The sequence below is a fragment of the Mycobacterium szulgai genome, assembly GCF_002116635.1.
GTDB classification, from domain to species: Bacteria; Actinomycetota; Actinomycetes; order Mycobacteriales; family Mycobacteriaceae; genus Mycobacterium; species Mycobacterium szulgai.
In genome coordinates, this window is the sequence record NZ_LQPW01000016.1 from 1 (window position 1) to 24579 (window position 24579).

The following is a 24579-nucleotide window of genomic DNA, read 5'->3' on the forward strand; positions in this document are numbered from 1 at the left end:
CACCCACCCAACCCCCGCCCGCGGTGGCGCCGTGTCCGGGACCGACCGGCGAACGCGCCCCGTGGTGGTATGAACCCTTCCAGCCACAACCATCACCGACAACCAACTAACCCGGCCACCTACCACTGGGCCCGATTCACCGACTACCGGTCTCTTACCTGCGGCTATACACCTTCAAGACAAATTACTTGGGCAGGCGGGGGAGTAGCAGGCCGTAGCCGTTGGCGCGCAAGCTGCACCGCAGCGCTGCCGTCGGGGTGTGGTCCAGCAGCCAACCGCTGATGGCTGACTGTTGGCGGGTCACCGACTCGCCATCCACCTTCAGCAGCCTGAGCAACCTCAGCGCTGTTGACGGTTCCACTTCTGAAGCCGCGTCCATCCTCGTTACCTCCCGCTCAGCCGGATTGGCCGTGGCATGCCCCGGCTGGGAAAATCGATACCCAGATCGGGGGCCGCGCAAACCCGGCGCGGCCGGGAACCCCGGTGGTACCGGTTAGGGCGGAGGTGCTTCGCGTCGTGGACGTTCGATGTGGATCAATCGACGCGAGATGCCGGCGAACGGCGTGTTCGATTCCAGCGACCGTCGCTTCAGCAAATCGAATGTCCCGGGGAGCAAGCGCACGGCGGAATTAGTCGTCGCGCCGAAAGATATTCCACACCAGTGCGGCATGAGTGGCGAAAGCCAGGCCTGCTTCTACCGAATCGTCGTCGAATGCATGCGGTTCCCCGAATCGACTTGTGCCGCCGTAGTCCGGCATCGTCTCATTATCGACGCGACCGCCACGGCGTGGCAAAGCGAGTACACGGAATGCGCAGCTAGACAGACATAATCGCGGTATGTCCCGATGCGCATGTTTGAGGCACGCGCGGATCGGCTATGGACAAACGTGGGGGGGTTCTCGTAATTCACACGAAGCGTAGCGCTTCGGCGAGGAACGCTATGGACTCGAAAGGGAGGAGTCAAGTATGAAGTTCACGAAAACCGCTGCAAAAACTGCTATCGGAGCCGCTGGAATCGCAGCTGCTGCCGCATTCAGCGCAGCTCCGGCAATGGCCAATCCAAGCATTCAGGATTTCGGCACGAGTGCGCCGCTCATCAGTGGGCCGCTGGTTACCGCCTACACGGTCAGCGACTTGCAGCCGAGCAGCACCACGATCCCTGGCTATACACCCAAGGGTCAGCTGTGGGAGGCCAACGTCACCGCGGTGGCCAATAGCGGCACGGTGACGCCCGTGGTGTCCGACTTCAACGCGCGCACCGCAACCGGCCAGAACTACCACGTCGTCAACAACGTGCCTGCGCCGGCCGGTATCAACCCCGCGCCGATTCCGCAGGGCGGCCAAAGCACCGGAAAGGTCTACTTCGACGTGACCGGTGCCCCCCCGAATGGAGTCGTCTACAACGACGGTGTTCAGGACGTCCTCATCTGGACGAATAACGCCTGACTTTTGCACGGCGTAACCCCTCCCCGCGTCAATGGCGACGCGGGGAGGTTGCGTTTCTGCCGGACTCGGGTACTCAACGGCGATGACACGTTCGGACCACAGACCACCCGAAGTCGTCGAGCAGGCGCGTCAGCACACCGATCAAGCACGCGAGTCGATGCAGGAAAAGCGCGACGGCCTGGACGGCGGCTTGAGCGGCTGGGTGGCCAAACGCGCCGGGGAATGGCATCTCGAGGGTCAGGACGAGACCACGCTGCAGCGCCAGAAATTCTTCTGGAATGTGTTGGTGGACTACTGGTTTCGCATGGAGATAGACGGCTGGGAGAACGTCGGCGACGCGCCGGTGCTGCTGATCGGTATCCATTCCGGTGCCCCGTTCGTCTGGGATGCGTGGACCGTCGGCCTCCAGTGGTGGCGACATTTCGGCCCTGAGCGTCCATTGCACGGCACCGCACACGACGCGCTGATGGCGATTCCGGGTATCGGCCGCTATTTCCGGTCGATGGGTGTGCTTCCGGCCGCCCCGGACGCGATCGCCACGGCGCTGGCCGAGGGACGCGACGTGGCGTTGTGGCCGGGCGGTGAGGTGGATTCGCTGCGGCCGTGGACTGAGCGTGATCGCGCGAACCTGGCGGGGCGCAAGGGTTTCGTGAAGATGGCCATCGGCGCGGGAGTGCCGATCGTGCCCATCGCGACCGTCGGCGGCGCAGACGCGATGCCGGTACTGATCCGCGGTGATCGTCTCTCCCGGGCCTTGCGACTGGATCGGATACTGCGGCTCAAGGTGTTTCCGCTGGCCATCTCTCTGCCCTGGGGGATAGCGCCGGCGGCGCTTCCGCAGCTGCCGCTGCCGGCCAAGATCCGGACCCGGTTCATGCCCGCTGTCGAGGTGGATCACGATCCGGCCCGGGCATCCGACGACGAGTACATCGATCGCAAGTACCACGAGGTAGAGGACAGCATTCAGCGCGGGATGGACGCGCTGGCACGCAGACGCACCCTGCCGGTATTCGGCTGAGGCCGCTATTGCGCGATCGAGCCCTCCGCCGGCGTCGGCGCTGCCCAGGCCGGGTTCAGCAGCGGGTCGCCGACCACCCATCGCGGTTGCGGTGGCGTCACCGCCATATAGCCCACACCGCGCACGGTATCGATCATCGACTCGTACTCGGGGCCAAGCTTGGCCCGCAGCCGTCGCACGTGCACATCGACGGTTCGGATACGTCCGGTGCAGTCGTATCCCCACACTTCGTGCATGAGCCGGGTGCGGCTGAAGGCCCGGCCCGCATGCTGCACAAGGAAATTCAGCAACTTGAATTCGGTGAGCGTCAGGCCGAGGCCCTTGCCGTCCACCGACACGCTGTAGCTGTCGGGGTGCAAGACGAGGTCCCCGAATTGCAATGTGCCGGCAAGGGCGCTGCGGCGGCGCGCGATCGCCAACCGCAATCGCGTTTGCAGCTCGGTTGCGCCGGCAGCCGCCAGCAGCACGTCGTCGAAATTCCAGTCCACGTCGACTTCGACGAAGTCGGCAGGCGCGACGACGGCGACCACGGCAAGCGACGGCATACTGGCCGTCAGACGCCGGCAGACCCGGCGCGCCGTGACCAGATCGCTGCGCGCGTCGATCACGGCTACGTCGGCGCCGCCGGCTACCGCTTCGTCGCTATCGTCCAGCGGCGCGCGGCGAATGACCTGCGCAAAGGACGACAGTGTGGGCAGCGACGACTCGAAATCTGCGGCATTGGTCAGTAGCAGGACTTCCAACAGACGTCTCCAAACTTGATCAGGGTGCCCGACCCCCTCTCCGTAGGCACCTCCGGGGAGATGACTGCAGCGCAGCGCTGGATACCCGATTAAGGGCCGAACTATTCCAACCCTGTGGAATGACTTCGCCCAACAACCGCGCACGATCGGATCGTCAACTGGGCAAATAACGCACCCCGCCCACGCGGGGGTGGTGGGATGAGGCAGGATATGAGCGGCCGTCCCAGGTGGTTGCCGGGATGGCACTGTCATGCGAGGAGACTGATGACGGAGCCGACGAGCACCAACGGCATACCGGTCCGGCCGTCGAGGTATTCGCGGGTGCTGCTCAAGCTGGGCGGCGAAATGTTCGGTGGTGGGCAGGTCGGGCTGGACCCCGATGTCGTGGCGCAGGTGGCCCGTCAGATCGCCGACGTGGTCCGCGGGGGTGTGCAGATCGCTGTGGTGATCGGCGGGGGCAACTTCTTCCGTGGGGCACAACTGCAGCAGCTGGGCATGGAGCGCACCCGGTCGGACTACATGGGCATGCTCGGAACGGTAATGAACAGTCTTGCCCTGCAGGACTTTCTGGAAAAGGAAGGCATCGTCACCCGGGTCCAGACCGCGATCACCATGGGCCAGGTTGCCGAGCCCTATCTTCCGCTGCGGGCCGTGCGCCATCTGGAGAAGGGGCGGGTGGTCATTTTCGGCGCCGGCATGGGGCTGCCGTACTTCTCCACCGACACCACCGCGGCCCAGCGGGCGCTCGAGATCGGCGCCGATGTGGTCTTGATGGCCAAGGCGGTCGACGGCGTATTCGCCGACGATCCGCGGACGAACCCCGACGCCGAACTGCTCACCGCCGTCAGCCATCGCGAGGTGCTAGACCGTGGGCTGCGGGTGGCCGATGCGACCGCGTTCAGTCTTTGCATGGACAATGACATGCCGATCCTGGTGTTCAACCTGCTGACCGATGGCAATATCGCCCGAGCGGTCGCTGGTGAGAAGATCGGGACGCTGGTCACCACGTGAGGAGCGGCGCAGATGATCCGCGCTGGCGACGATGCAGAGCGGAGCGATGGCGGAGCGATGAGGAGGAGCGGCGCAGATGATAGATGAGGCTCTCTTCGACGCCGAAGAGAAAATGGAAAAGGCCGTATCGGTGGCCCGCGATGACTTGTCCACGATCCGGACCGGTCGTGCCAACCCGGGCATGTTCTCCCGGATCGCCATCGACTACTACGGTTCGACTACGCCCATCACCCAGCTGGCCAGCATCAATGTGCCGGAGGCGCGGCTCGTCGTCATCAAGCCCTACGAAGCCGGCCAGCTGCACGCAATCGAGACGGCCATCCGCAATTCCGACCTGGGCGTCAATCCCAGCAATGACGGCACTCTCATTCGGGTCGCGGTACCCCAGCTCACCGAGGAACGTCGTCGCGAGCTGGTCAAGCAGGCCAAGGGCAAAGGCGAGGACGCCAAGGTCTCGGTGCGCAACATCCGTCGCAAAGCCATGGAAGAACTGCACCGCATTCGCAAGGACGGCGAGGCCGGCGAGGACGAGGTCGTCCGCGCGGAAAAGGACCTGGAGAAATCCACTCACCAGTACGTCGCGCAGATCGATGAGCTGGTCAAGCACAAAGAAGGCGAGCTGCTGGAGGTCTAGCGACCGTCCAGCAGCTAAGTCCCTTCAGATCAGTGGCAACCACCGATACCGACCCCGGCGCGCCGCAAGACGAGCCTGCGCAGCCGCCGAAGAAGGCGTCGCGAGCCGGGCGCGATCTGCGCGCCGCGAATCTGGTGGGCTGGGGTATCGGCCTCGCCCTCATCGCGACGGTGATCTACGCCCCGCGTGGCTGGGTCGTGTTCTGCGCGGGTGCCGCGCTGATCGGCAGCCACGAGGTGGTGCGCCGGCTGCGCGAAGCCGGGTATCTGATTCCGGTCATCCCGCTGTTGGTCGGCGGTCAGGTCACCGTCTGGATGACCTGGCCCTACCGCGCGGTTGGTGCCCTGGCCGGGTTCGGCGCCATGGTGGTGGTCTGCATGGTATGGCGGCTTTTCATGCAGGACGCGCGCGACGACAACGACGCGCCGAAGACGAGCAACTATTTGCGCGACGTATCGGCAACGGTCTTTTTGTGCGCGTGGGTGCCCCTGTTCACGGCTTTTGCCGCGATGCTCGTGTACGACCCCAAACACGGCCCCGGGTACGTCTTTTGCCTGATGCTCGCAACCACCAGCTCCGACGTGGGCGGCTACGCATTCGGAGTCTTCTTCGGCAAGCATCCGATGGTCCCGAAGATCAGCCCGAAGAAGTCCTGGGAGGGTTTTGCCGGTTCGTTAATCTGCGGGATCACCGCGACGATCCTGACGGGGACTTTCTTAGCCGGAAGAACGCCATGGGTCGGCGCGCTGCTGGGTCTGCTTTTCGTGCTCACCACCACGTTGGGCGATCTGGTCGAGTCGCAGGTCAAGCGTGACCTGGGCATCAAGGACATGGGCCGGCTGCTGCCCGGCCACGGTGGCCTGATGGACCGGCTCGACGGCATACTTCCCTCCGCGGTGACGGCCTGGATAGTGCTGACCCTGATTCCTTACTAAGGGCCGATACTGGACAGATCATGGTCCAACAGTTGATCTTCGAGGCACCTCGGCGTGGCCAGCCGCCGCGTCACCTGGCCGACCTCGACGCGGCGGGGCGTGCGTCAGCCGTTGCGGAGCTCGGACTGCCGGCGTTTCGGGCCAAACAGCTGGCGCATCAGTACTACGGCCGGTTGATCGCCGACCCACGGCAGATGACCGACCTGCCCGCGGCGGTGCGAGAGCAGCTCGCCGAGACGATGTTCCCCGAGCTGCTCACCGGGGCCCGCCACGTCGCCTGTGATGCCGGCCAGACGCGAAAGACGCTGTGGCGGGCCCAAGACGGCGCGACCATCGAATCGGTGCTGATGCGCTACCCCCAGCGCAACACGGTGTGCATCTCATCGCAGGCCGGCTGTGGCATGGCCTGCCCCTTCTGCGCCACCGGCCAAGGCGGGCTGACCCGAAACCTGTCGACCGCGGAAATCCTCGAGCAGGTGCGTGCCGCCGCGGCGACGCTGCGCGACGACTTCGGCGATCGGCTGTCCAACGTGGTGTTCATGGGCATGGGAGAGCCGCTGGCGAACTACGCCAGGGTGCGCGACGCGGTGCAACGCATCACCGAACCACCGCCTTCGGGTTTCGGGATTTCAGCGCGCTCGGTGACGGTGTCGACGGTGGGTCTGGCGCCGGCCATCCGCAAGCTTGCCGATGAGCGGCTGGGCGTCACCCTGGCGCTGTCCCTGCATGCCCCTGACGATGAGCTGCGCGACACGCTGGTTCCGGTCAACAACCGGTGGAAGATCCCTGAGGCACTGGACGCGGCCCGCTATTACGCCGACGTCACCGGCCGGCGGGTGTCCGTCGAGTACGCGTTGATCCGGGAGGTCAACGACCAACCGTGGCGGGCAGATCTGCTGGGCCGGCGGTTGCATCGGGCGCTGGGGCCGCTGGTGCATGTCAACCTGATCCCGCTCAACCCGACACCGGGCAGCCAATGGGACGCCAGCCCCAAACCGGTCGAACGGGAATTCGTCAAACGTGTTCGTGCACAAGGCGTTTCGTGCACGGTTCGCGATACCCGGGGCCGGGAGATCAGTGCCGCATGCGGACAGCTGGCCGCTGAGGGGTAACGAGCTGGCGTGGCGATGAACCCGCGAAGGATGCGCTTCGTCAAATACGGTATGACCCTTCGCCTGCTCTCCCGAAGCAAAGCCGCTGCGGCCGTGGTAGCCGCGTTTATCTTGATGTTCGGCCTGGCCACCGCGCCGCGCGCGCTCGCGGCCGATGATCGTCTCAACTTCACCGCCACCACCCTGGGCGGCGCCCCCTTCAACGGTGCGAGCCTGCAGGGCAAGCCGGCGGTGTTGTGGTTCTGGACGCCGTGGTGCCCGTTCTGCAACTCCGAGGCGCCCGGCCTGAGTCAGGTGGCGGCCGCCAATCCAGGGGTGACCTTCGTCGGCGTCGCGGCTCATTCGGATGTGGGGGCGATGCAGGGCTTCGTCGCCAAGTACGGTCTCAATTTCACCAACCTCAACGACGCAGACGGTGCGATCTGGGCCCGTTACAACGTGCCATGGCAGCCGGCCTGGGTTTTCTATCGCGCGGACGGCTCCTCGACGTTCGTCAACAACCCGAGCGCGGCCATGTCGGAGCAGGAGCTGGCCGGCCGGGTGGCGGCGCTGACGGCCTGAACCGGTGAACCAGGCGTTGATCGGATTGGCCTTCGCCGCCGGGTTGGTGGCAGTGCTGAACCCTTGCGGCTTTGCCATGCTGCCCGCGTACCTGCTGCTGGTGGTACGCGGGCAGCCGTCTGCCGAGCCGGCCTCTGTGCTCGGCGCCGTGGGCCGGGCGCTGGGCGCCACGCTGGGGATGGCGCTGGGTTTCTTGACGGTATTCGGCCTGTTCGCAGCGCTGACCATCGCAGCGGCCGACACGGTGCAGCGCTACCTGCCGTATGCCACCGTGGTGATCGGCACCGTGCTGCTGGCATTGGGTATTTGGTTGCTGGCAGGCCGCGAACTGACGGCGCTGACGCCGCGACAGCGGACGGCGCGATGGGCGCCGACCGTTCGGTTGGGATCCATGTACGGCTACGGCGTCAGCTATGCGATCGCGTCGTTGTCGTGCACCATCGGCCCATTCCTGGCGGTCACCGGGGCCGGCCTTCGGGGTGGTTCGGTAGCGGGCAGCGTGGTCGTCTATCTCGCCTACATCGGCGGGCTCACCCTGGTGGTCGGTGTGCTTGCGATCGCGGCAGCCACCGCGAGTTCGGCACTGGCCGACCGCTTGCGACGCATCCTGCCGTTCGTAAACCGGCTCAGTGGGGCGGTGCTGGTGCTGGTCGGGCTGTACGTGGGCTACTACGGCATCTATGAGGTGCGGCTGTTCACCGGCAATGCCGATCCTCGGGATGCGGTGATCACCGCGGCCGGGCGGGTGCAAGGAGCGCTGGCGGGCTGGGTGCATCAGCACGGCGGATGGCCGTGGGCAGCGGCCCTCGTAGCACTGGTGTGTGTTGGGTTGGCCGGGGTTGTGGGGCGGCAAAAATGGCTGCGCAGACAGCGCGACACCAAAGATGCGCTTGCGGTGATGTCAAAGTAGTGTCACCATGACACCATGGATTTACAGCCTTATGTCGACGCGGTTCGGCACGAGCTGAACCTGGCCGCGGCCGCCGCCGGTGCCGAGGCGCAGAGTCTCGCCGAGCGACTGACTGCTCCGCTCGAGTCGGCCCTGCGGCTGGCGCTGCTGGAAGCGTTGTCGGCGGCGGCCGACGAGATCACCGGTGAACTCGCGCCGCGATCCGTGGAGGTTCGGCTCCGGGGACGCGACCCGGAGTTCGTTCTGAGCGACGGCCCGCACGAGCCCGATACCGGCGACCAGCACCAGGTGTTCGAGGCGCACTACCAACCCCTCGATGGCGCCCTCGATTCGGGCGACGGCGGCACCTGGCGAGTCACCCTGCGGCTGCCCGAGGGGCTACGCGCGGCCGTCGAAGCGGCCGCCCGCCGCGACGGAACGTCGCTGAACGCATGGCTGGTGCGCGCCGCCGCGAAGGCCAGCCACGGGGTGGGCGCGCCGTCCGATTACAGCGCCCGCGGTCACGGTCAGCACGTGACCGGCTGGGTGCGCTGACCTCAATTACCAAGGAGACGACAATGCAAACTTTTGACACGCCCGAGCCGATCAGCGTGCGCCTGGAAGCCGGCGCGGGTTCGGTCCGGCTTGTCGCGACCGAGCGCGCCGACACCGTAGTGCAGGTCCGCCCCCGCGACGAATCGAGCGGTTCCGACGTGTGGGCCGCAGAACACACCCGCGTGGAATTCCGCGACGGCAAGCTGGCCGTGTCCGGCGCCAAGCGCGGTCTGCCCAGGTTTCGGTGCGGGGCCGTCGACGTAGAGATCGCGCTGCCGTCGCGGTCTCGGGTCTACGCCACGCTGGCATCGGCCGACCTGCGCGCTGACGGCGAGTTCGCCGACTTCCGCTTCGGGTCGGCCAGCGGCGCGGTGGACATCGACGTCGTCATCGGAAAGATCAAGGGCGCCAATGCGTCCGGATCGTTTCGCGTCAACAGGGTGGAAGGTTATGCGTCGGTGGCAACCGCGTCGGGTGCGGTGCACGTCGGCAAGGTGGACGGCGAACTCAAGTTCAAGGGTGCCAGCGGCTCGTTGACGGTAGAGGAGCTGCGCGGCGGCGTGAAGTCGCGCACCGCCCCGGGGTCGGTGTCGGTGGGTGTGGCAGTTCGCGGTGCGGTATCAGCCGCGACCGGTAGCGGTGAGGTTGCCGTCGGAATTCCGGAGGGTACTGCCGCCCGGCTGGACATCACCACTGGATCCGGTGTCGTCACCAATCGGCTGCAGCCGTCAGACGGCCCGGAAGTCGGCGACGAGACCCTCACCCTGCAGGTGCGCAGCGGCTCGGGCGACGTCGACATCCATCGGGCGACACCCGCCCACGAAGCCGTGGGCGGGTGAGCGCTACCTGATCCAGCCGCGCCTGCGGCCCCACAAGTCGCGGACCAGCACCACCAGCACCAGGACGGCGAACCCGATCAGGAACCAGTCCTCGACGTGGCCGACGTGGTTGCCGCGCAGCATCGCCAGCAGGAACAGGATCGCGAACGCGCCGACGAAATGCCAGGTGCGGTGATTGATCCTGCTCCAACCCCACGCTGCGGACGGCACCTCAGCGACGTCCACACCGTTGAACTCGTCCACCTCAGTACTGGCCACGGCCGTTCCTCCGGATTTGCTTAAAGGTTGGAGGACATTCTGGCACACACCGCGTAGGCGGCACTGGCTACGTGTGACTAGCGGGGCGGCATCAGGACGGTGTCGATCATGTACACCGTCGCGTTCAAGGTCTGCACCCCGCCGCACACCACCGAGGCGTTGTTCACCCTGAGGTTATTGCCGGAACCGGTGACCGTCAGCGACGCGCCCTGAACCGTGGCATGCGTGCCGATGACTTGGGCGGGCGTCAGCTGCCCGGGCACCACGTGATAGGTGAGGATCTTATTCAGCAGTGGCGCATCGGTTTTCAACGACTCGACCGTCGCGGCGTCAAGTTTGCCGAAAGCTTGATCGGTGGGGGCGAAGACCGTGAACTGGCCGCCGTTGAGGGTGTCCACCAGATTCACCTGCGGGTTGAGCTTGCCCGAGATCGCCGAGGTCAGCGTGGTGAGCATCGGGTTGTTCGAGGCCGCCACCGCTACTGGATCGGCGGCCATCCCTTCCACGGATCCCGGCCCGGTGGGCACCTGCTGCGCGTAGGCCTGGCAGCCGGGACCGACCAGCGTGGTCGCCGGAGTGGCTGCCGCCGTGGGCGCGCCGGCCACTGCGAGACCGATCGCGGCCGCCGCTGCGAAAGTCATTGCCGCAGTAGCCTTCTTCTGTAGCTTCATTGCCTAAACTCCTCGGTGATTGTCGACGTCGGTGCTGCCGACTGATTTGTTGTGACATCAACGATTCGGAGCCGGATGGGTTTTGGATGGATCGCATTCCAAAGTCGTCAGCCGTAGGTGAACGAATACACCTGCAACCCTTGGCTGGGAACCACTTCAAGAGTGCCGTCGACCACCTGTTCGCCCGCGACGACCTGGTGGGCCGTCGGCGCGCCGCTGATCGGCAGTGTCGTCGACTTGCCGTCGCGCAACACCGTCAGGCTTCCGGTGCCACCGACGACGAGATAGACGTTCTTGGCGTGATAGTTGAGCTTGATGCCGGAGTTGTCGCTTTCAGCCGTCGCACCCTGGTAGTCCAGCGACCAGCGGCCGCTGAGCGCGAAGGAATTCACAGCCAGCGCCGGCGGGTAGGTAAACGTCGCCGAACCCTGGTCGTAGCGCTCGTTGCCGCCGAAATTGATCACCTTGCCGACCCCGAAATACGTCTCGGGGGTGAGCCCGATGGCTGGCGTGGTGTCGGCCGCATCCACCGGTGGCGGCAGCGCCGCGCCGGCGTTGGCGTCGAGAACTAACTGGCGAATCAGCTTCTCGGTGCCGTCGTAGTCGCCTTCGCCGAATTTGATATGGCGGACAATGCCTTTGGCGTCGATCAGGTATTCGGCCGGCCAGTATCGGTTGCGGTAGTTGGTCCACGTCGAGTAGTTGTTGTCCAGCGCTATGGGGTAGGTGATGCCCAGATCGGCGGCGCCGCTCGCCACGTTGCCGGCGACCCTCTCGAATGCGTACTCCGGCGTGTGTACGCCGATGACTTCGAACCCACTGTCCTTATAGGCCCGATACCAGCCGACGGTGTGCGGGATGGCGCGCTGGCAGTTGATGCACGAGTACGCCCAGAAGTCGATGAGGACCACCTTGCCGCGCAGTGAGGCGAGGTCGACGGGCTTGTTGCCGGGGGTGTTCAGCCAGGCCTCGATACCCCGGATATCCGGTGCGGCACCGCAGTTTTCAAGTTGCGCGGCGCCGTCGGTGCAGTTGGACAACTGCGCGTTCTGGTCATTGACCAAGCCACCGAGGTTGAGCTTCTCCCGAAGCTGGTTGTCCCCGCCCACCTTCTGCTGCAACGCGCTGGTGTAGTCGGGAATGGCCCGCTGCAGCACAGCGGGCACGTTGAACACCAGCGCGACCGCCAGCAGGATCGTGACGATCCCGGCCGCGACCCGGATCTCGCGCTGGCGGCGCCGAAACGCGCTCACCCGGGCAGCCACCTGCTGGCCGGCCAGTGCGAAGAACAACAGCGGCAATGCCGCGCCGACGGCGAACGAACACGTGAGCACCACGGTGTTGACGCCGATGTTCGAGGTGGCCCCGGCCACTACGATGGCGGCCAGTACCGGGCCCGCGCAGGGCACGTAAAGGGCGCCCAACGCCAGACCCAGACCGAAGCCGTTGCCGCCGGTGTTGACCTGCTTTTGCGGGATGCGCGAAAAGGGCCGCTCCAACAGCTGCTCAACCCGGGGAAAGATCAGTCCCAGACCGATCCCGACAAGTGCGACCAACGCCACCCAGCGAATCGCGTCCTGCCGCAGGTGCAGCAGCGAGAGCAGCGCGGTTCCGGCCAGCGTGACGACGCTGAAGCTCAGCACCAGCCCGGCGATCACCCGGTAGGGCCGCAGCGCCTCGGACCGCAGCCGTTTCGGCTTGACCGCCACCGCAACCGCGCCGGGCTCTGCCGGTGCCGCAGGTGTCCGAGCGCCGGAAAAGAAGATCACCGGCAGCACCGGCAAAATGCACGGCGATATCCCGGTGATCAAGCCTCCGATGAGGCCGATGAGTGCAAGCGTCAACATGTCTCCTATTCGAAGCCGAGGCCGCCGCGGATCGGAGCGAGCCCGAATTCTCTTGCGCGGTAGAGGCATTCACAGTAGGAAAGGGCGGCCCGGCAGAGCCGGGCCGCCCAGAGCTGACGCAGCCGCTACGTTGTCGGCGGCATCAGCACGGTGTCGATCATGTACACCTGCGCGTTCGCGGTGGACACGCCACCGCACACCAGGCCGGCGTCGTTGACCTTGAGGTCGTTGCCGCTACCCGTGACATTGACGGTGGCGCCCTGCACGGTCGTGTGCTGGCCGTCCACCTTTGCCGGACTAAGCTGCCCGCTCACCACGTGATAGGTCAGGATCTTGTTCAGCAGCGGCGCGTCGGTCTTGAGGCGGTCCAGTGTCGCGGCGTCGAGCTTGCTGAACGCCTTGTCGGTGGGGGCGAACACGGTGAACTGTCCGCCGTTGAGGGTGTCGATCAGGTTCACCTGCGGGTTGAGCTTGCCCGACAACGCCGAGGTCAGTGTGGTCAGTTGCGGGTTGTTCGACGCTGCCACCGTCACCGGGTCCTGCGCCATGCCCGCCACTGAGCCAGGCCCGGTGGGAACCTGCTCGGCGTAGCTGGCGCAGCCCGCGCCGATGAGGTTGGCCGACGGATTCGCGGTCGGTGTCATCGGGGCCGCCGTCGAGGAGCCGGCGGGCTTGGAGGTACTGGGACTGGCCGTCCCGCCGTTGCTCGAACACCCTGACAACATCACGACCGCGATCGCGCCGATGCCCGCCGCCGCACACGCCTTGCGCTTCACATCTTTCATGGTTGATCCGACTCCCTTGTCTCTCGTGTCGTGGGCCTGCACCCTCTATTCGGTGCCGGTTCCGGGACGGATGGGAGGCACAATGATCAAGTGACCAATCTGACCGACCGGCGGCTGCGTGTTCTGGTGCTGGGTAGCACCGGCTCGATCGGCACTCAGGCTCTTGAGGTCATCGCCGCCAATCCGGACCGTTTCGAGGTGGTCGGTCTGGCCGCCGGGGGCAATAACCTGGACACGCTGCTGCGACAGCGCGCCGAGACCGGGGTGACCAATATCGCCGTCGCCGACGACGAGGCGGCGCAGCGGGCCGGCGACATTCCCTACCGGGGCGCCGACGCCGTCACCCGGCTGGTCGAGGAAACCGAGGCCGACGTCGTGCTCAACGCGCTGGTCGGGGCCCTGGGCCTGCGACCGACGCTGGCCGCGCTGCAGTCGGGCGCTCGCCTGGCGCTGGCCAACAAGGAATCGCTGGTCGCCGGCGGACCGCTGGTAGTGCAAGCGGCGCTGCCCGGTCAGATCGTGCCGGTCGACTCCGAGCACTCCGCGCTGGCGCAGTGCCTGCGTGGTGGAACTCCCGACGAAGTCGCCAAGCTGCTGTTGACCGCATCGGGCGGGCCGTTCCGGGGCTGGTCGGCCGCCGATCTCGAGCACGTCACCCCGGAACAGGCCGGGGCGCACCCGACCTGGTCAATGGGCCCGATGAATACCCTGAACTCGGCATCGCTGGTCAACAAGGGTTTGGAGCTCATCGAGACGCACCTGTTGTTCGGCATTCCCTATGACCGCATCGAGGTCGTGGTCCACCCGCAGTCGATTATTCATTCGATGGTCACTTTCATCGACGGTTGCACGATCGCTCAAGCCAGTCCGCCGGATATGAAGCTACCGATTTCTCTGGCCTTGGGCTGGCCGCGACGGGTTCCCGGGGCCGCCGCCTGTTGTGATTTCACCACCGCCCAAACCTGGGATTTCGAGCCGCTGGACGCCGAGGTTTTCCCGGCCGTCGAATTGGCCCGGCACGCCGGCGAGATCGGCGGCTGCATGACCGCGGTCTATAACGCGGCTAATGAAGAAGCGGCGGCAGCCTTCCTCAATGGCCAGATCGGGTTTCCCGCAATTGTCGGCACAATTGCCGAGGTGCTGCAAGGCGCCGACCAATGGGCGCTTTTACCCGCTACCGTGGATGACGTGCTCGACGCGCAGCGCTGGGCGCGGGAACGGGCGCGGCGCGCGGTATCCGGAATGGCTTCAGTGGGTCGGCACGAATCGACCGTGGCGATCGCAAGCGCGGCGAAGCCGGGCGAAGCGGGTCGACACGAATCGACCGTGGCGATCGCAAGCGCGGCGAAGCCGGGCGAAGCGGGTCGACACGAATTGAATGTAGAAAGGTCCTGACAGCGGAGATGATGTTCGTTATCGGCATTGTGCTGTTCGCACTGGCCATCCTTATTTCGGTGGCACTGCACGAGTGTGGCCATATGTGGGCCGCGCGGGCCACCGGGATGAAGGTGCGCAGGTATTTCGTCGGCTTCGGTCCCACGCTGTGGTCGACGCGCCGCGGTGAGACCGAATACGGTTTCAAGGCCATCCCAGCGGGCGGCTTCTGCGACATCGCCGGCATGACTCCGGTCGAGGAGCTGGCGCCCGACGAGCGTGAGCGCGCGATGTACAAGCAGAAGACGTGGAAGCGCGTCGCGGTGCTGTTCGCCGGGCCCGCCATGAATTTCGTGATCTGCGTGGTGCTGATCTATGGCATCGCGCTGATCTGGGGCCTGCCCAACCTGCATCCGCCCACCAAGGCCGTCATCGGCGAAACCGGTTGTGTCGCACAGGAATCGGTTCAGGGCAAGCTGGAGAAGTGCACCGGCCCGGGGCCGGCGGCGCTGGCCGGGCTGCGCGCCGGGGACGTCGTCGTCAAGGTCGGTGACACCCCGGTGTCGACGTTCGAGGACATGGCCGCGGCGGTGCGCAAGCTGCACGGCACCGTGCCCGTCGTCGTCGAGCGGGACGGCACCACGATCACCACCAACGTCACCATCGAATCCACCAAACGCTGGGTGCCCAACAAGCAGGGCAACCAACTCGAGCCGGCCAACGTCGGTGCCATCGGGGTGGGTGCGGCACGCAACGGGCCCACGCAGTACAACGTCTTGACCGCGGTGCCCGGCACTATCGCGTTCACCGGTGACCTGACCGTCGAGGTGGGCAAGGCCCTGGTCACCATCCCGACCAAGGTGGGTGCGCTGGTGCACGCCATCGGCGGGGGACAGCGTGACCCGCAGACGCCCATCAGCGTGGTCGGAGCCAGCATCATCGGCGGCGACACCGTCGACCACGGGTTGTGGGTGGCGTTCTGGTTCTTCCTGGCCCAGCTGAATCTCATCCTGGGTGCGGTCAACCTGCTGCCGCTGTTGCCGTTCGACGGTGGGCACATAGCCGTGGCGGTGTTCGAGAAGATCCGCAATATGATCCGCACGGCGCGCGGCAAGGTGGCCGCCGCGCCGGTGAACTACCTCAAGCTGATGCCTGCCACCTACATTGTCCTGGTTTTCGTGGTTGGGTACATGTTGTTGACCGTCACCGCCGATTTGGTCAACCCGATCAGGCTCTTCCAGTAAGGGCCGGAGAGAAGGGTCAACTGTGACCGTTGGCCTGGGCATGCCGCAAAGTCCGGCACCCACGCTTGCCCCGCGGCGCACCACGCGTCAGCTGATGGTCCGCGACGTCGGGGTGGGTAGCGACTATCCGATCTCGGTGCAATCGATGTGCACCACCAAAACGCACGACGTCAACTCCACTTTGCAGCAGATCGCCGAGTTGACCGCGGCCGGTTGCGACATCGTCCGGGTGGCGTGCCCGCGTCAGGAGGACGCCGACGCGCTGGCCGAAATCGCCCGGCACAGTCAGATTCCGGTGATCGCGGACATCCATTTCCAGCCGAAGTACATTTTCGCCGCCATCGACGCGGGGTGTGCTGCGGTGCGGGTGAACCCGGGCAACATCAAGGAGTTCGACGGCCGGGTCGGAGAGGTCGCCAAGGCCGCCGGCGACGCCGGCATCCCGATCCGGATCGGCGTCAATGCCGGTTCGCTGGACAAGCGCTTCATGGCCAAGTACGGCAAGGCCACACCCGAGGCGCTGGTCGAGTCGGCGCTGTGGGAAGCCTCGCTGTTCGAGGAGCACGGGTTCGGCAATATCAAGATCAGTGTCAAGCACAACGACCCGGTGGTGATGGTCGCCGCCTACGAGCAACTAGCGGCCCAATGCGACTACCCGCTGCACCTCGGCGTCACCGAAGCCGGTCCGGCCTTCCAGGGCACCATCAAGTCCGCCGTCGCCTTCGGCGCCCTGTTGTCGCGCGGCATCGGCGACACCATCCGGGTGTCGTTGTCGGCACCGCCGGTGGAGGAGGTAAAGGTCGGCAACCAGATTCTCGAGTCGCTCAACTTGCGCCCCCGGTCGCTGGAAATCGTGTCGTGCCCGTCCTGCGGCCGCGCCCAGGTCGACGTGTACAAGCTGGCCAACGAGGTGAGCGCCGGTCTGGACGGTCTCGACGTGCCATTGCGGGTAGCGGTGATGGGTTGTGTGGTCAACGGCCCGGGCGAAGCGCGCGAGGCCGACCTGGGTGTGGCGTCGGGCAACGGCAAGGGCCAGATTTTCGTCCGCGGTGAAGTAATCAAGACCGTGCCCGAAGCGCAGATCGTCGAGACACTGATCGAAGAGGCCATGCGGCTGGCCGAGCAGATGGGCGAGGAAGTCGGTTCGGAATCCGAGCACGATCCGGGCGCGACATCGAGCGGTTCGCCGATTGTGACCGTAAGCTGATAGTGGCCAACATCACTGGCCGCTCAACCGCACTGTTCGCACCACGGAGAGTTCTTCAGATGTCGGCTCCGCCCATCTTGCGCCTGGTAGGCGAGCGACGGGTGTCCGTGGTGCGCGACGCTGCCGCGGTGTGGCGGGTTCTCGACGATGACCCGGTCGAATCGTGCATGGTCGCGGCGCGGGTCGCGGACTACGGGATCGAACCCAATTCGATTGGCGGTGAGCTGTGGACCCTGCGTGGTCCGCAGGAGTCGCTGTGTTTCGCCGGCGCCAACCTAATCCCGCTGCGCGGCGGATTGATCGACCTGAACGCCTTCGCCGATGAGGCCATGAGCACGTCGCGGCGGTGCTCGTCGCTGGTGGGCAGGGCGGACCTGGTGTTGCCGATGTGGCAGCGCCTGGAGTCGACTTGGGGGCCGGCGCGCGACGTGCGCGATGAGCAACCGCTGATGGCCATCAACACCCATCCCAGTTGCGCGATCGACCCCGGGGTGCGTCAGGTACGGCCCGAGGAGCTGGACGCCTACCTCATTGCCGCCGTCGACATGTTCATCGGTGAAGTGGGCGTCGACCCGCGGCTGGGCGACGGCGGTCGGGGCTACCGGCGCCGGGTGGCCAGCCTGATCGCGGCCGGGCGCGCCTGGGCGCGCTTCGAGCATGGACAGGTGGTTTTCAAGGCCGAAGTGGGTTCACAGTCGCCGACCGTTGGGCAGATTCAGGGGGTCTGGGTCCACCCCGAGTGGCGTGGCCAGGGTCTGGGCACGGCCGGAACCGCGACGCTGGCCGCGGTGATCGTCGGCAGCGGGCGCATCGCCAGCCTGTATGTGAACAGCTTCAACACCGTCGCCCGGGCGGCCTACGCGCGCGTCGGCTTCAAGGAAGTCGGCACTTTCGCCACGGTGTTGCTCGACTGAGCCGTGAAACTGTAGTTAGCGCGCAGAAGTGCCCCCCGTGGTCAGCACGGCAACTACCGGCTCGCTACGCAGCACCTAATCTGCCGTAACGGTTCGGTCTCGGTGTGTCTGCGCCGGTGTCACAGTCACAGTTCTTAACATCAGCAACGATGGTAACAAGAACAACATTGGCCTCAGCTGCCGCAGCTTTCCTCTTTGTCGCGGTGACCGCGCTGCCCGGATGCACGCCGCGGCCCGAAGGCCCAGGTCCGGCGGCCGAGAAGTTCTTCGCGGCCCTCGCCGTCGGCGATACGGCGACCGCCGCGCAGCTCAGCGACGACCCCAACGAAGCCCGCCAAGCACTCAACGCGGCGTGGGCGGGATTGCAGGCCACTCACCTGGACGCGCAGGTGCTCAGCGCAAAGTACGCCGAGGACACGGGCACCGTCGCGTACCGCTTCACCTGGCATCTGCCCAAGAACCGGACGTGGAGTTACGACGGCCAGCTGAAGATGGCGCGCGACGAGGGGCACTGGCAGGTCCGTTGGGCCACCACCGGGCTGCACCCCAAGCTTGGGGAGCATCAGACGTTCGCGCTGCGGGCCGATGCGCCGCGGCGCGCATCGGTGAACGAGCTGGGCGGTAGCGACGTGCTGGCGCCGGGCTACCTGTATCACTACTCACTGGATGCCACCCAGGCAGGACCCGAGCTGATCGGCACGGCGCACGCGGTGGTGGACGCGCTGCGACCGTTCAACGACACACTGAACGACCCGCAACTGCTCGCCGAGACCGCCAGCTCGGCCACGCATCCGCTGGATCTGGTCACGCTGCTTCCCGACGACAGCAACAAGGTCTTCCCGGCGATCGGCAAGCTGCCCGGCGTCGTGATCACCCCGCAGCCCGAGCTGCTGCCCACCGACCCGAATTTCGCGCCGGTAGTGATGAACGAGGTGAAGAAAGCGGTCGCCGACGAACTTGACGGCCAGGCCGGCTGGCGGGTGGTCAGCGTCAACCAGAACGGCGTCGACGTCGCGGTGCTGCACGAGGTCGAGCCATCCCCGGCGCCGTCGGTCTCGATCACCCTGGACCGGGCCGTCCAAAACGCCGCCCAGCACGCCGTGGACACTCGCGGCGGCAAGGCGATGATCGTCGTGATCAAGCCGTCGACCGGCGAGATCCTGGCGATCGCCCAGAACGCGGGCGCCAACGCTGACGGCCCGATCGCCACTACCGGGCTATTCCCACCCGGGTCGACGTTCAAGATGATCACCGCCGGGGCGGCCGTCGAACGCGATATGGCTACCCCGAACACGATGGTGGGTTGCCCCGGCCACCTGGACATCGGGCACCGGACCATCCCCAACTACGGCGGCTTCGATCTTGGAGTGGTGCCGCTGTCGCGTGCCTTCGCCAGTTCGTGCAATACCACGTTCGCCGAACTCAGCAGCAAGTTGCCGCCGCGGGGCCTGACCCAGGCGGCCACCCGCTACGGCATCGGGCTCGACTATCAGGTGGATGGCATCACCACGGTGACCGGTTCGGTACCGCCGACGGTGGATCTGGCCGAGCGCACCGAGGACGGTTTCGGTCAGGGCAGGGTGCTGGCCAGCCCGTTCGGGATGGCCCTGGTGGCCGCCACGGTCGCGGCCGGCAAGACTCCGGTTCCGCAGCTGATCGCCGGCCGGCCCACGACCGTGGACGGCGACAGCACGCCGATCAGCCCGAAGATGATCGACGCGCTGCGGCCGATGATGCGCTTGGTGGTCACCAACGGCACCGCCAAGGAGATCGCCGGCTGCGGCGAAATCTTCGGCAAGACCGGTGAAGCCGAGTTTCCGGGCGGGTCGCATTCCTGGTTCGCCGGCTATCGCGGCGATCTGGCGTTCGCTGCGCTCATCGTCGGAGGTGGCAGCTCGGAATATGCGGTCCGGATGACCAAGGTGATGCTCGAATCACTGCCGCCGGGCTTTCTGGCCTAGGCCGGTTACGGCACGCCGTTGAGCCCCGGCAACCCGTTCTGGCCGAACAGCCGGCCGCCGGTGCCACCGATACCCGGATTGCCCGGCAGTAAGCCGAGGCCGGCGTTGCCGCCGTTACCGCCGTCGCCGATGAGGTGGGCGTCGCCGCCCCGGCCACCGTCACCGCCGTTGTCGATTCCGGCGACCGACTCTCCGCCGGCGCCGCCGGCACCGCCGTTGCCGATCAGCCCCGCTTTCCCACCGTGCCCGCCGGCCCCGCCCAGGGCGGTGCCGATCCCGGCGGGCCCGCCGCTGCCCCCGATCCCGCCGTTACCGAAGAGCCACGCGCCGTTCCCGCCGGCGCCGCCGACGCCTCCGGTGTTCTGGCCGGAACCGGCGGCTCCGCCGGCACCGCCATTACCGAACAACCCGATGGCGTTGCCGCCGTTGCCGCCATTCCCGCCGTTGGCATCGCCGATGCCGGCGGGTCCGGCATCACCGCCGGCTCCGCCGTTGCCGAAGACCACGCCGCCGGTTCCACCGGCCCCGCCGGTGCCCCCGGTGTTGTGACCGGCCCCGCCTGCGCCACCGGCGCCGCCGGTGCCGAACCACCCGCCCGGCCCGCCGACACCTCCGGTGCCGCCGGCTTGTGCCAACGAAGCTCCGCCGACCCCGCCGGCGCCGCCGGAACTGAACAGCCCACCGGCACCACCGGCTCCGCCGGAACCGGCCGCGCCGGTTGACGCCTGGCTGCCCAGCCCCCCGGCGCCGCCGGTCCCGGCGGTGCCGAACAGGCCGGCGTTGCCGCCGGCCCCGCCCGCCCCGCCGTTGAGACCGAACCCGCCGCTGCCGCCGGTCCCGCCGACCCCGAACAGTCCGCCCGTTCCGCCGGCACCGCCGTTGCCGGCCGGGACAGCGTTAGAACCCCCGCCGTCGCCACCGTGGCCGCCGTTGCCGAACAGCAGGCCGGCCGCGCCGCCTCGGCCGCCGTCCTTGCCGGGCGCACCGGACCCGCCGGCGCCCCCGTTACCGATCAGGATGCCGGCGTCGGCACCATTGTTTCCCGTTCCCGGGGCGCCGGGTGCGCCGTTTCCGATCAACGGGCGCTGGAACATCGCGATCGACGGTGCGTTGATCGCGCTGAGCAGGCTCTGTTGGGCGTTAAAGGATTCGGCGGCCGCGTACGCGCCCGAACCCACGCTCATGGCGTGGACAAACTGGGTGTGAAACGCCGTAGCCTGGGCGCTGAGCCTCTGGTACGCCTGGGCGTGCGCGCCGAACAGGGCGGCAATGACCGCCGACACTTCGTCGGCCCCGGCGGCCAGCACCGACGTCGTCGGTAGCGCCGCGGCCGCACTGGCCGCGTTGATCGTTGAGCCGATACTCGCCAAATCGGCGGCCGCCGCGGACACCATTTCCGGCGTTGCGATTACAAACGACATCTGGCGCCTCGCAATACGTGTTGCCGCGCGAGCAAAGGTTCATCGTATCGTCCGTCAGCTGGATCTTCGCCCGGTTTCAACCCTGTAGCCTGGGGTTTGCTGGATAGCGCGACACGACATCAGGAAAGGCCATGACAGAGACCGGTGGGGACATAGCGGCTCCAATGGCGGCTCCAATGACATTGCGGGTCTCGGACGCCGACCGCAACGGCACGATGCGCCGCCTGCACAACGCGGTGGCCCTTGGGCTGATCGATATCCACGAGTTCGAGCAGCGCTCGTCGCGGGTGTCCTTCGCGCGCACTCGCAGCGAGCTGGACGGGCTGGTAGGTGATCTGCCCGGCCCAGGCGCGATCGTCACCTCCGCTGCCGACCGGGTGGAACTGCGTGGCTGGGCCGGCTCGCTCAAGCGCCAGGGTGCCTGGATGGTGCCCACCCGCCTGTCGCTGGTGCGCCGGCTAGGGTCGATCGAACTTGACCTCACCAAGGCCCGGTTCGCGGGGCCGGTGGTGGTGATCGAACTCGACATGAAGTTCGGCTCGCTGGACCTGAGATTGCCCGAGGGCGCCAGTGCCTCCATCGACGACGTCCAAGTCTATGTGGGCAGCGCCAGCGACCGCCGCAAGGACGCCCCGGCCGAGGGAACTCCGCACGTCGTACTGACCGGACAGGTGACGTGCGGCTCAGTGGTCATCCGCGGACCGCGGCGGGCGTTACTGCGCCGCCCGCGATTAAGCTAGCTGCCATGCCTGCTCGAACCGCGCTTTCCCCCGGCGTGCTCTCAGCAACGCTGCCGGTGCCCACGTGGATCGCGCGGCCCGAATACGTCGGCAAGTCGACGGCCAAAGAGGGCTCCGAGCCGTGGGTGCAGGAACCGGAAGTGATCGAAAAGATGCGCGTCGCCGGCCGCATCGCGGCCGGTGCCCTGGCCGAGGCGGGCAAGGCGGTCGCACCCGGGGTCACCACCGACGAGCTCGACCGGATCGCCCACGAATACATGGTCGATAACGGTGCCTACCCGTCGACGCTGGGCTACAAGGGATTCCCGAAGTCGTGCTGCACCTCGCTGAACGAGGTCATCTGCCACGGCATCCCAGACTCGACGGTGATCGAAGACGGTGACATCGTCAACATCGACGTCACGGCCTACATCGACGGCGTGCACGGTGACACCAATGCGACCTTTCTGGCCGGCGACGTCTCCGAAGAGCACCGACTGCTGGTGGAACGAACCCGCGAGGCGACGATGCGTGCCATCAATGCCGTCAAGCCCGGGCGTGCCCTGTCGATCATCGGCCGGGTCATCGAATCGTATGCAAATCGGTTCGGGTACAACGTGGTTCGCGACTTCACCGGTCACGGGATCGGCACCACTTTCCACAATGGACTGGTGGTGCTGCATTATGACCAGCCCGCGGTGGGGACGATCATTCAGCCGGGCATGACGTTCACCATCGAGCCGATGATCAACCTTGGCGCCCTGGACTATGAGATCTGGGACGACGGCTGGACCGTGGTCACCCGCGACCGCAAGTGGACCGCTCAATTCGAGCACACGCTGCTGGTCACCGACACCGGCGCCGAAATCCTCACGCTGCCGTAACGGGTGAGTGGGGCGCTGCTGGTCGCCGGCACCAGCTCTGATGCCGGGAAGTCGGTGGTGGTCGCCGGGCTGTGCCGGCTGCTGGCGCGCGGCGGGGTCAAGGTCGCGCCGTTCAAGGCGCAGAACATGTCCAACAATTCCGCGGTGACGGTCGAGGGTGGTGAAATCGGCCGGGCACAGGCGATTCAGGCCCGCGCGGCGGGCCTGGAACCCAGCATGCGGTTCAATCCGATCCTGCTCAAACCCGGCAGCGACCGGACTTCGCAGCTGGTGATCCGCGGCCACGTCGCCGATTCCGTCACCGCAGCAGGGTATTTCCAGCATCGCGACCGGCTGGCAGCCGTCGTCATGGACGAATTATCCAGCTTAAGAAGCGAATTCGAGGCGATAATCTGTGAAGGCGCCGGCTCACCAGCCGAAATAAACTTACGTGCAACTGATTTGGCGAATATGGGCCTGGCCAGGGCGGCCAACCTGGCGGTCGTTCTGGTTGGCGACATCGACCGCGGCGGACTGCTGGCGCACTTGTTCGGCACCGTCGCCGTCCTCGACCCCGACGATCAGGCGCTGATCGCGGGCTTCATCGTCAACAAGTTTCGCGGAGACCCGGCACTGCTGGCGCCGGGCCTGCAGCAGCTACTCGAACGGACCGGCCGCCCCACCTACGGCGTGCTGCCCTACGCCGAGCAGCTTTGGCTCGATGCCGAAGATTCGCTGTCGGTGGTTGCCCATCGGGTCGTCGGTACCCCCGCGGCGCCGCTCGGTGACCAGTGGCTGCGGGTGGCGGCGGTTCGCCTGCCAAGGATTTCCAACTCCACCGACGTCGAGGCGCTGGCGTGCGAACCCGGCGTGCTGGTGCGCTGGATCACTGACCCCGCCGACCTGGCCGACGCGGATCTGATCGTGCTGCCCGGCAGCAAGGCCACCGTCGCAGACCTGTGCTGGTTGCGCGAACGCGGCTTGGCCGGCGGCGTCGTCGATCACGCCCGCGCCGGCAAGCCGGTACTGGGTATCTGCGGAGGTTTTCAGATGCTGTGCCGGCAAATCGAAGACACCGTGGAGTCCCGAGCCGGAGTGGTCGCCGGGCTGGGACTGCTGGATGCCGACGTCGTCTTCGCCGCCGACAAGATTCTGCGTAGCTGGCAACCGCCACTGGCCGGCTACGAAATCCATCACGGCCGCATCGGCAGGTGCACCGAGGCGGCGTGGTTCGGTAGCGACGGCGTGCCGCAGGGAATCGTGGGCGACGCGGTCTTCGGTACCCACTGGCACGGCCTGCTGGACAACGACGACTTCCGTCGCACTTGGCTCGCTCAGGTTGCCGGGGCCGCCGGCCGGTCCGGCTTCGTCGTCGCCCAGGACGTGAATGTGCCCGCCCGTCGCGATGCTCAACTGGATCTGATGGCCGATCTGTTGGCATCCCATCTCGACATGGACGCGATTGTCGGCCTGCTTGACGGCCCACCGCCGCGACCGCACCTGATCAGCGAGCTGCGCAGGTAGAACCTGGGAGCCTCGCGCACCCAACTGATTACCGGTAGCTTGCGTAAG

At 66.6% G+C, this 24579-nt stretch carries 27 protein-coding genes; 20 read left to right on the forward strand and 7 right to left on the reverse strand.

The window, feature by feature from the left end; all coding sequences use genetic code 11:
• Positions 1–110, forward strand: a 110-nt coding sequence (locus tag AWC27_RS31820; protein ID WP_245846841.1) for a hypothetical protein, incomplete at its 5' end; no start/stop codon positions are given.
• A gap of 74 nt (positions 111–184) precedes the next feature.
• Here AWC27_RS31820 and AWC27_RS03835 read toward each other — a convergent pair.
• Positions 185–379: a hypothetical protein gene (locus tag AWC27_RS03835; RefSeq protein ID WP_085669283.1), complete on the reverse strand. Its 195-nt coding sequence runs from the start codon at positions 377–379 to the stop codon at positions 185–187.
• Between the two features lie 148 nt (positions 380–527).
• Between AWC27_RS03835 and AWC27_RS29875 the strand changes: the two genes are divergently transcribed.
• The 3 genes from AWC27_RS29875 (at position 528) to AWC27_RS03845 (ending at position 2464) form a co-directional block, all read left to right on the forward strand.
• A complete protein-coding gene (locus AWC27_RS29875) occupies positions 528–830 on the forward strand; it encodes a hypothetical protein (protein WP_139836749.1) in 303 nt (100 codons plus the stop codon).
• A gap of 136 nt (positions 831–966) precedes the next feature.
• Positions 967–1446, forward strand: a complete 480-nt coding sequence (locus tag AWC27_RS03840; RefSeq protein WP_085669284.1) for an MPT63 family protein — start codon at positions 967–969, stop codon at positions 1444–1446.
• Positions 1447–1528: 82 nt separating this feature from the next.
• Positions 1529–2464: a lysophospholipid acyltransferase family protein gene (locus AWC27_RS03845; RefSeq protein ID WP_085669285.1), complete on the forward strand. Its 936-nt coding sequence runs from the start codon at positions 1529–1531 to the stop codon at positions 2462–2464.
• A 5-nt stretch (positions 2465–2469) separates the two neighbouring features.
• Here AWC27_RS03845 and AWC27_RS03850 read toward each other — a convergent pair whose 3' ends face one another.
• Positions 2470–3207, reverse strand: coding sequence for a winged helix-turn-helix domain-containing protein (locus tag AWC27_RS03850; RefSeq protein WP_245846834.1), 738 nt, complete (start codon positions 3205–3207; stop codon positions 2470–2472).
• Positions 3208–3471: 264 nt separating this feature from the next.
• Between AWC27_RS03850 and pyrH the strand changes: the two genes are divergently transcribed.
• From pyrH to AWC27_RS03890, 8 genes are all read left to right on the forward strand, one after another.
• Complete coding sequence (gene pyrH / locus AWC27_RS03855) at positions 3472–4218, forward strand: UMP kinase (RefSeq protein ID WP_083111613.1); 747 nt, start codon at positions 3472–3474, stop codon at positions 4216–4218.
• A gap of 76 nt (positions 4219–4294) precedes the next feature.
• Positions 4295–4852 (forward strand): ribosome recycling factor, encoded by a 558-nt coding sequence (gene frr, locus AWC27_RS03860; RefSeq protein ID WP_085669287.1) that lies wholly within the window; start codon positions 4295–4297, stop codon positions 4850–4852.
• A 32-nt stretch (positions 4853–4884) separates the two neighbouring features.
• The gene (locus AWC27_RS03865) at positions 4885–5787 is read left to right on the forward strand and encodes a phosphatidate cytidylyltransferase (protein ID WP_085669288.1); all 903 of its coding nucleotides are present in this window, start codon (positions 4885–4887) and stop codon (positions 5785–5787) included.
• Positions 5788–5807: 20 nt separating this feature from the next.
• Positions 5808–6899: a dual-specificity RNA methyltransferase RlmN gene (gene rlmN, locus AWC27_RS03870; RefSeq protein WP_085669289.1), complete on the forward strand. Its 1092-nt coding sequence runs from the start codon at positions 5808–5810 to the stop codon at positions 6897–6899.
• A 51-nt stretch (positions 6900–6950) separates the two neighbouring features.
• Positions 6951–7460: a disulfide bond-forming protein DsbE gene (gene dsbE, locus AWC27_RS03875; RefSeq protein ID WP_085669365.1), complete on the forward strand. Its 510-nt coding sequence runs from the start codon at positions 6951–6953 to the stop codon at positions 7458–7460.
• A 4-nt stretch (positions 7461–7464) separates the two neighbouring features.
• Entirely contained in the window at positions 7465–8370 is a 906-nt protein-coding gene (locus AWC27_RS03880; RefSeq protein WP_085669290.1) for a cytochrome c biogenesis CcdA family protein, read from the forward strand.
• A gap of 15 nt (positions 8371–8385) precedes the next feature.
• Positions 8386–8904: a histidine kinase gene (locus AWC27_RS03885; protein ID WP_085669291.1), complete on the forward strand. Its 519-nt coding sequence runs from the start codon at positions 8386–8388 to the stop codon at positions 8902–8904.
• Positions 8905–8927: 23 nt separating this feature from the next.
• The gene (locus AWC27_RS03890; RefSeq protein ID WP_085669292.1) at positions 8928–9743 is read left to right on the forward strand and encodes a DUF4097 family beta strand repeat-containing protein; all 816 of its coding nucleotides are present in this window, start codon (positions 8928–8930) and stop codon (positions 9741–9743) included.
• Positions 9744–9746: 3 nt separating this feature from the next.
• Here AWC27_RS03890 and AWC27_RS03895 read toward each other — a convergent pair whose 3' ends face one another.
• The 4 genes from AWC27_RS03895 to AWC27_RS03910 all read right to left on the reverse strand — a co-directional run bounded on the left by AWC27_RS03895 (position 9747) and on the right by AWC27_RS03910 (position 13304).
• Positions 9747–10001 carry a DUF2631 domain-containing protein gene (locus tag AWC27_RS03895; protein ID WP_083111606.1) on the reverse strand — a complete coding sequence of 85 codons (255 nt, stop codon included), beginning with the start codon at positions 9999–10001 and terminating at the stop codon, positions 9747–9749.
• A gap of 77 nt (positions 10002–10078) precedes the next feature.
• The gene (locus tag AWC27_RS03900; RefSeq protein WP_085669293.1) at positions 10079–10672 is read right to left on the reverse strand and encodes a fasciclin domain-containing protein; all 594 of its coding nucleotides are present in this window, start codon (positions 10670–10672) and stop codon (positions 10079–10081) included.
• Positions 10673–10779: 107 nt separating this feature from the next.
• Positions 10780–12519, reverse strand: a complete 1740-nt coding sequence (locus tag AWC27_RS03905; protein WP_085669294.1) for a cytochrome c biogenesis protein DipZ — start codon at positions 12517–12519, stop codon at positions 10780–10782.
• A 125-nt stretch (positions 12520–12644) separates the two neighbouring features.
• Entirely contained in the window at positions 12645–13304 is a 660-nt protein-coding gene (locus AWC27_RS03910) for a fasciclin domain-containing protein (protein ID WP_085669295.1), read from the reverse strand.
• Between the two features lie 36 nt (positions 13305–13340).
• Between AWC27_RS03910 and dxr the strand changes: the two genes are divergently transcribed.
• The 5 genes from dxr to AWC27_RS03935 all read left to right on the forward strand — a co-directional run bounded on the left by dxr (position 13341) and on the right by AWC27_RS03935 (position 20004).
• Positions 13341–14699, forward strand: coding sequence for a 1-deoxy-D-xylulose-5-phosphate reductoisomerase (gene dxr, locus AWC27_RS03915; protein WP_085669366.1), 1359 nt, complete (start codon positions 13341–13343; stop codon positions 14697–14699).
• 8 nt (positions 14700–14707) lie between these two features.
• On the forward strand, positions 14708–15922 hold the full coding sequence (locus tag AWC27_RS03920) for a M50 family metallopeptidase (protein ID WP_085669296.1): 1215 nt from the start codon (positions 14708–14710) through the stop codon (positions 15920–15922).
• A 22-nt stretch (positions 15923–15944) separates the two neighbouring features.
• Positions 15945–17129, forward strand: a complete 1185-nt coding sequence (gene ispG / locus AWC27_RS03925; RefSeq protein WP_085669297.1) for a flavodoxin-dependent (E)-4-hydroxy-3-methylbut-2-enyl-diphosphate synthase — start codon at positions 15945–15947, stop codon at positions 17127–17129.
• Positions 17130–17188: 59 nt separating this feature from the next.
• Complete coding sequence (locus tag AWC27_RS03930) at positions 17189–18043, forward strand: GNAT family N-acetyltransferase (RefSeq protein ID WP_085669367.1); 855 nt, start codon at positions 17189–17191, stop codon at positions 18041–18043.
• Between the two features lie 149 nt (positions 18044–18192).
• On the forward strand, positions 18193–20004 hold the full coding sequence (locus AWC27_RS03935; RefSeq protein WP_085669298.1) for a penicillin-binding transpeptidase domain-containing protein: 1812 nt from the start codon (positions 18193–18195) through the stop codon (positions 20002–20004).
• A 5-nt stretch (positions 20005–20009) separates the two neighbouring features.
• On the opposite strand, the gene AWC27_RS03940 is transcribed toward AWC27_RS03935, so the two are convergent.
• The gene (locus AWC27_RS03940) at positions 20010–21425 is read right to left on the reverse strand and encodes a PE family protein (protein WP_085669299.1); all 1416 of its coding nucleotides are present in this window, start codon (positions 21423–21425) and stop codon (positions 20010–20012) included.
• Positions 21426–21556: 131 nt separating this feature from the next.
• Between AWC27_RS03940 and AWC27_RS03945 the strand changes: the two genes are divergently transcribed.
• From AWC27_RS03945 to AWC27_RS03955, 3 genes are read left to right on the forward strand one after another with little or no spacing between them, the layout of a single operon-like run.
• On the forward strand, positions 21557–22165 hold the full coding sequence (locus AWC27_RS03945) for a DUF1707 SHOCT-like domain-containing protein (RefSeq protein ID WP_085669300.1): 609 nt from the start codon (positions 21557–21559) through the stop codon (positions 22163–22165).
• A 5-nt stretch (positions 22166–22170) separates the two neighbouring features.
• Positions 22171–23028, forward strand: a complete 858-nt coding sequence (gene map, locus AWC27_RS03950; protein ID WP_085669301.1) for a type I methionyl aminopeptidase — start codon at positions 22171–22173, stop codon at positions 23026–23028.
• 3 nt (positions 23029–23031) lie between these two features.
• The gene (locus AWC27_RS03955; protein WP_085669302.1) at positions 23032–24531 is read left to right on the forward strand and encodes a cobyric acid synthase; all 1500 of its coding nucleotides are present in this window, start codon (positions 23032–23034) and stop codon (positions 24529–24531) included.
• Positions 24532–24579: the final 48 nt, after the last annotated feature.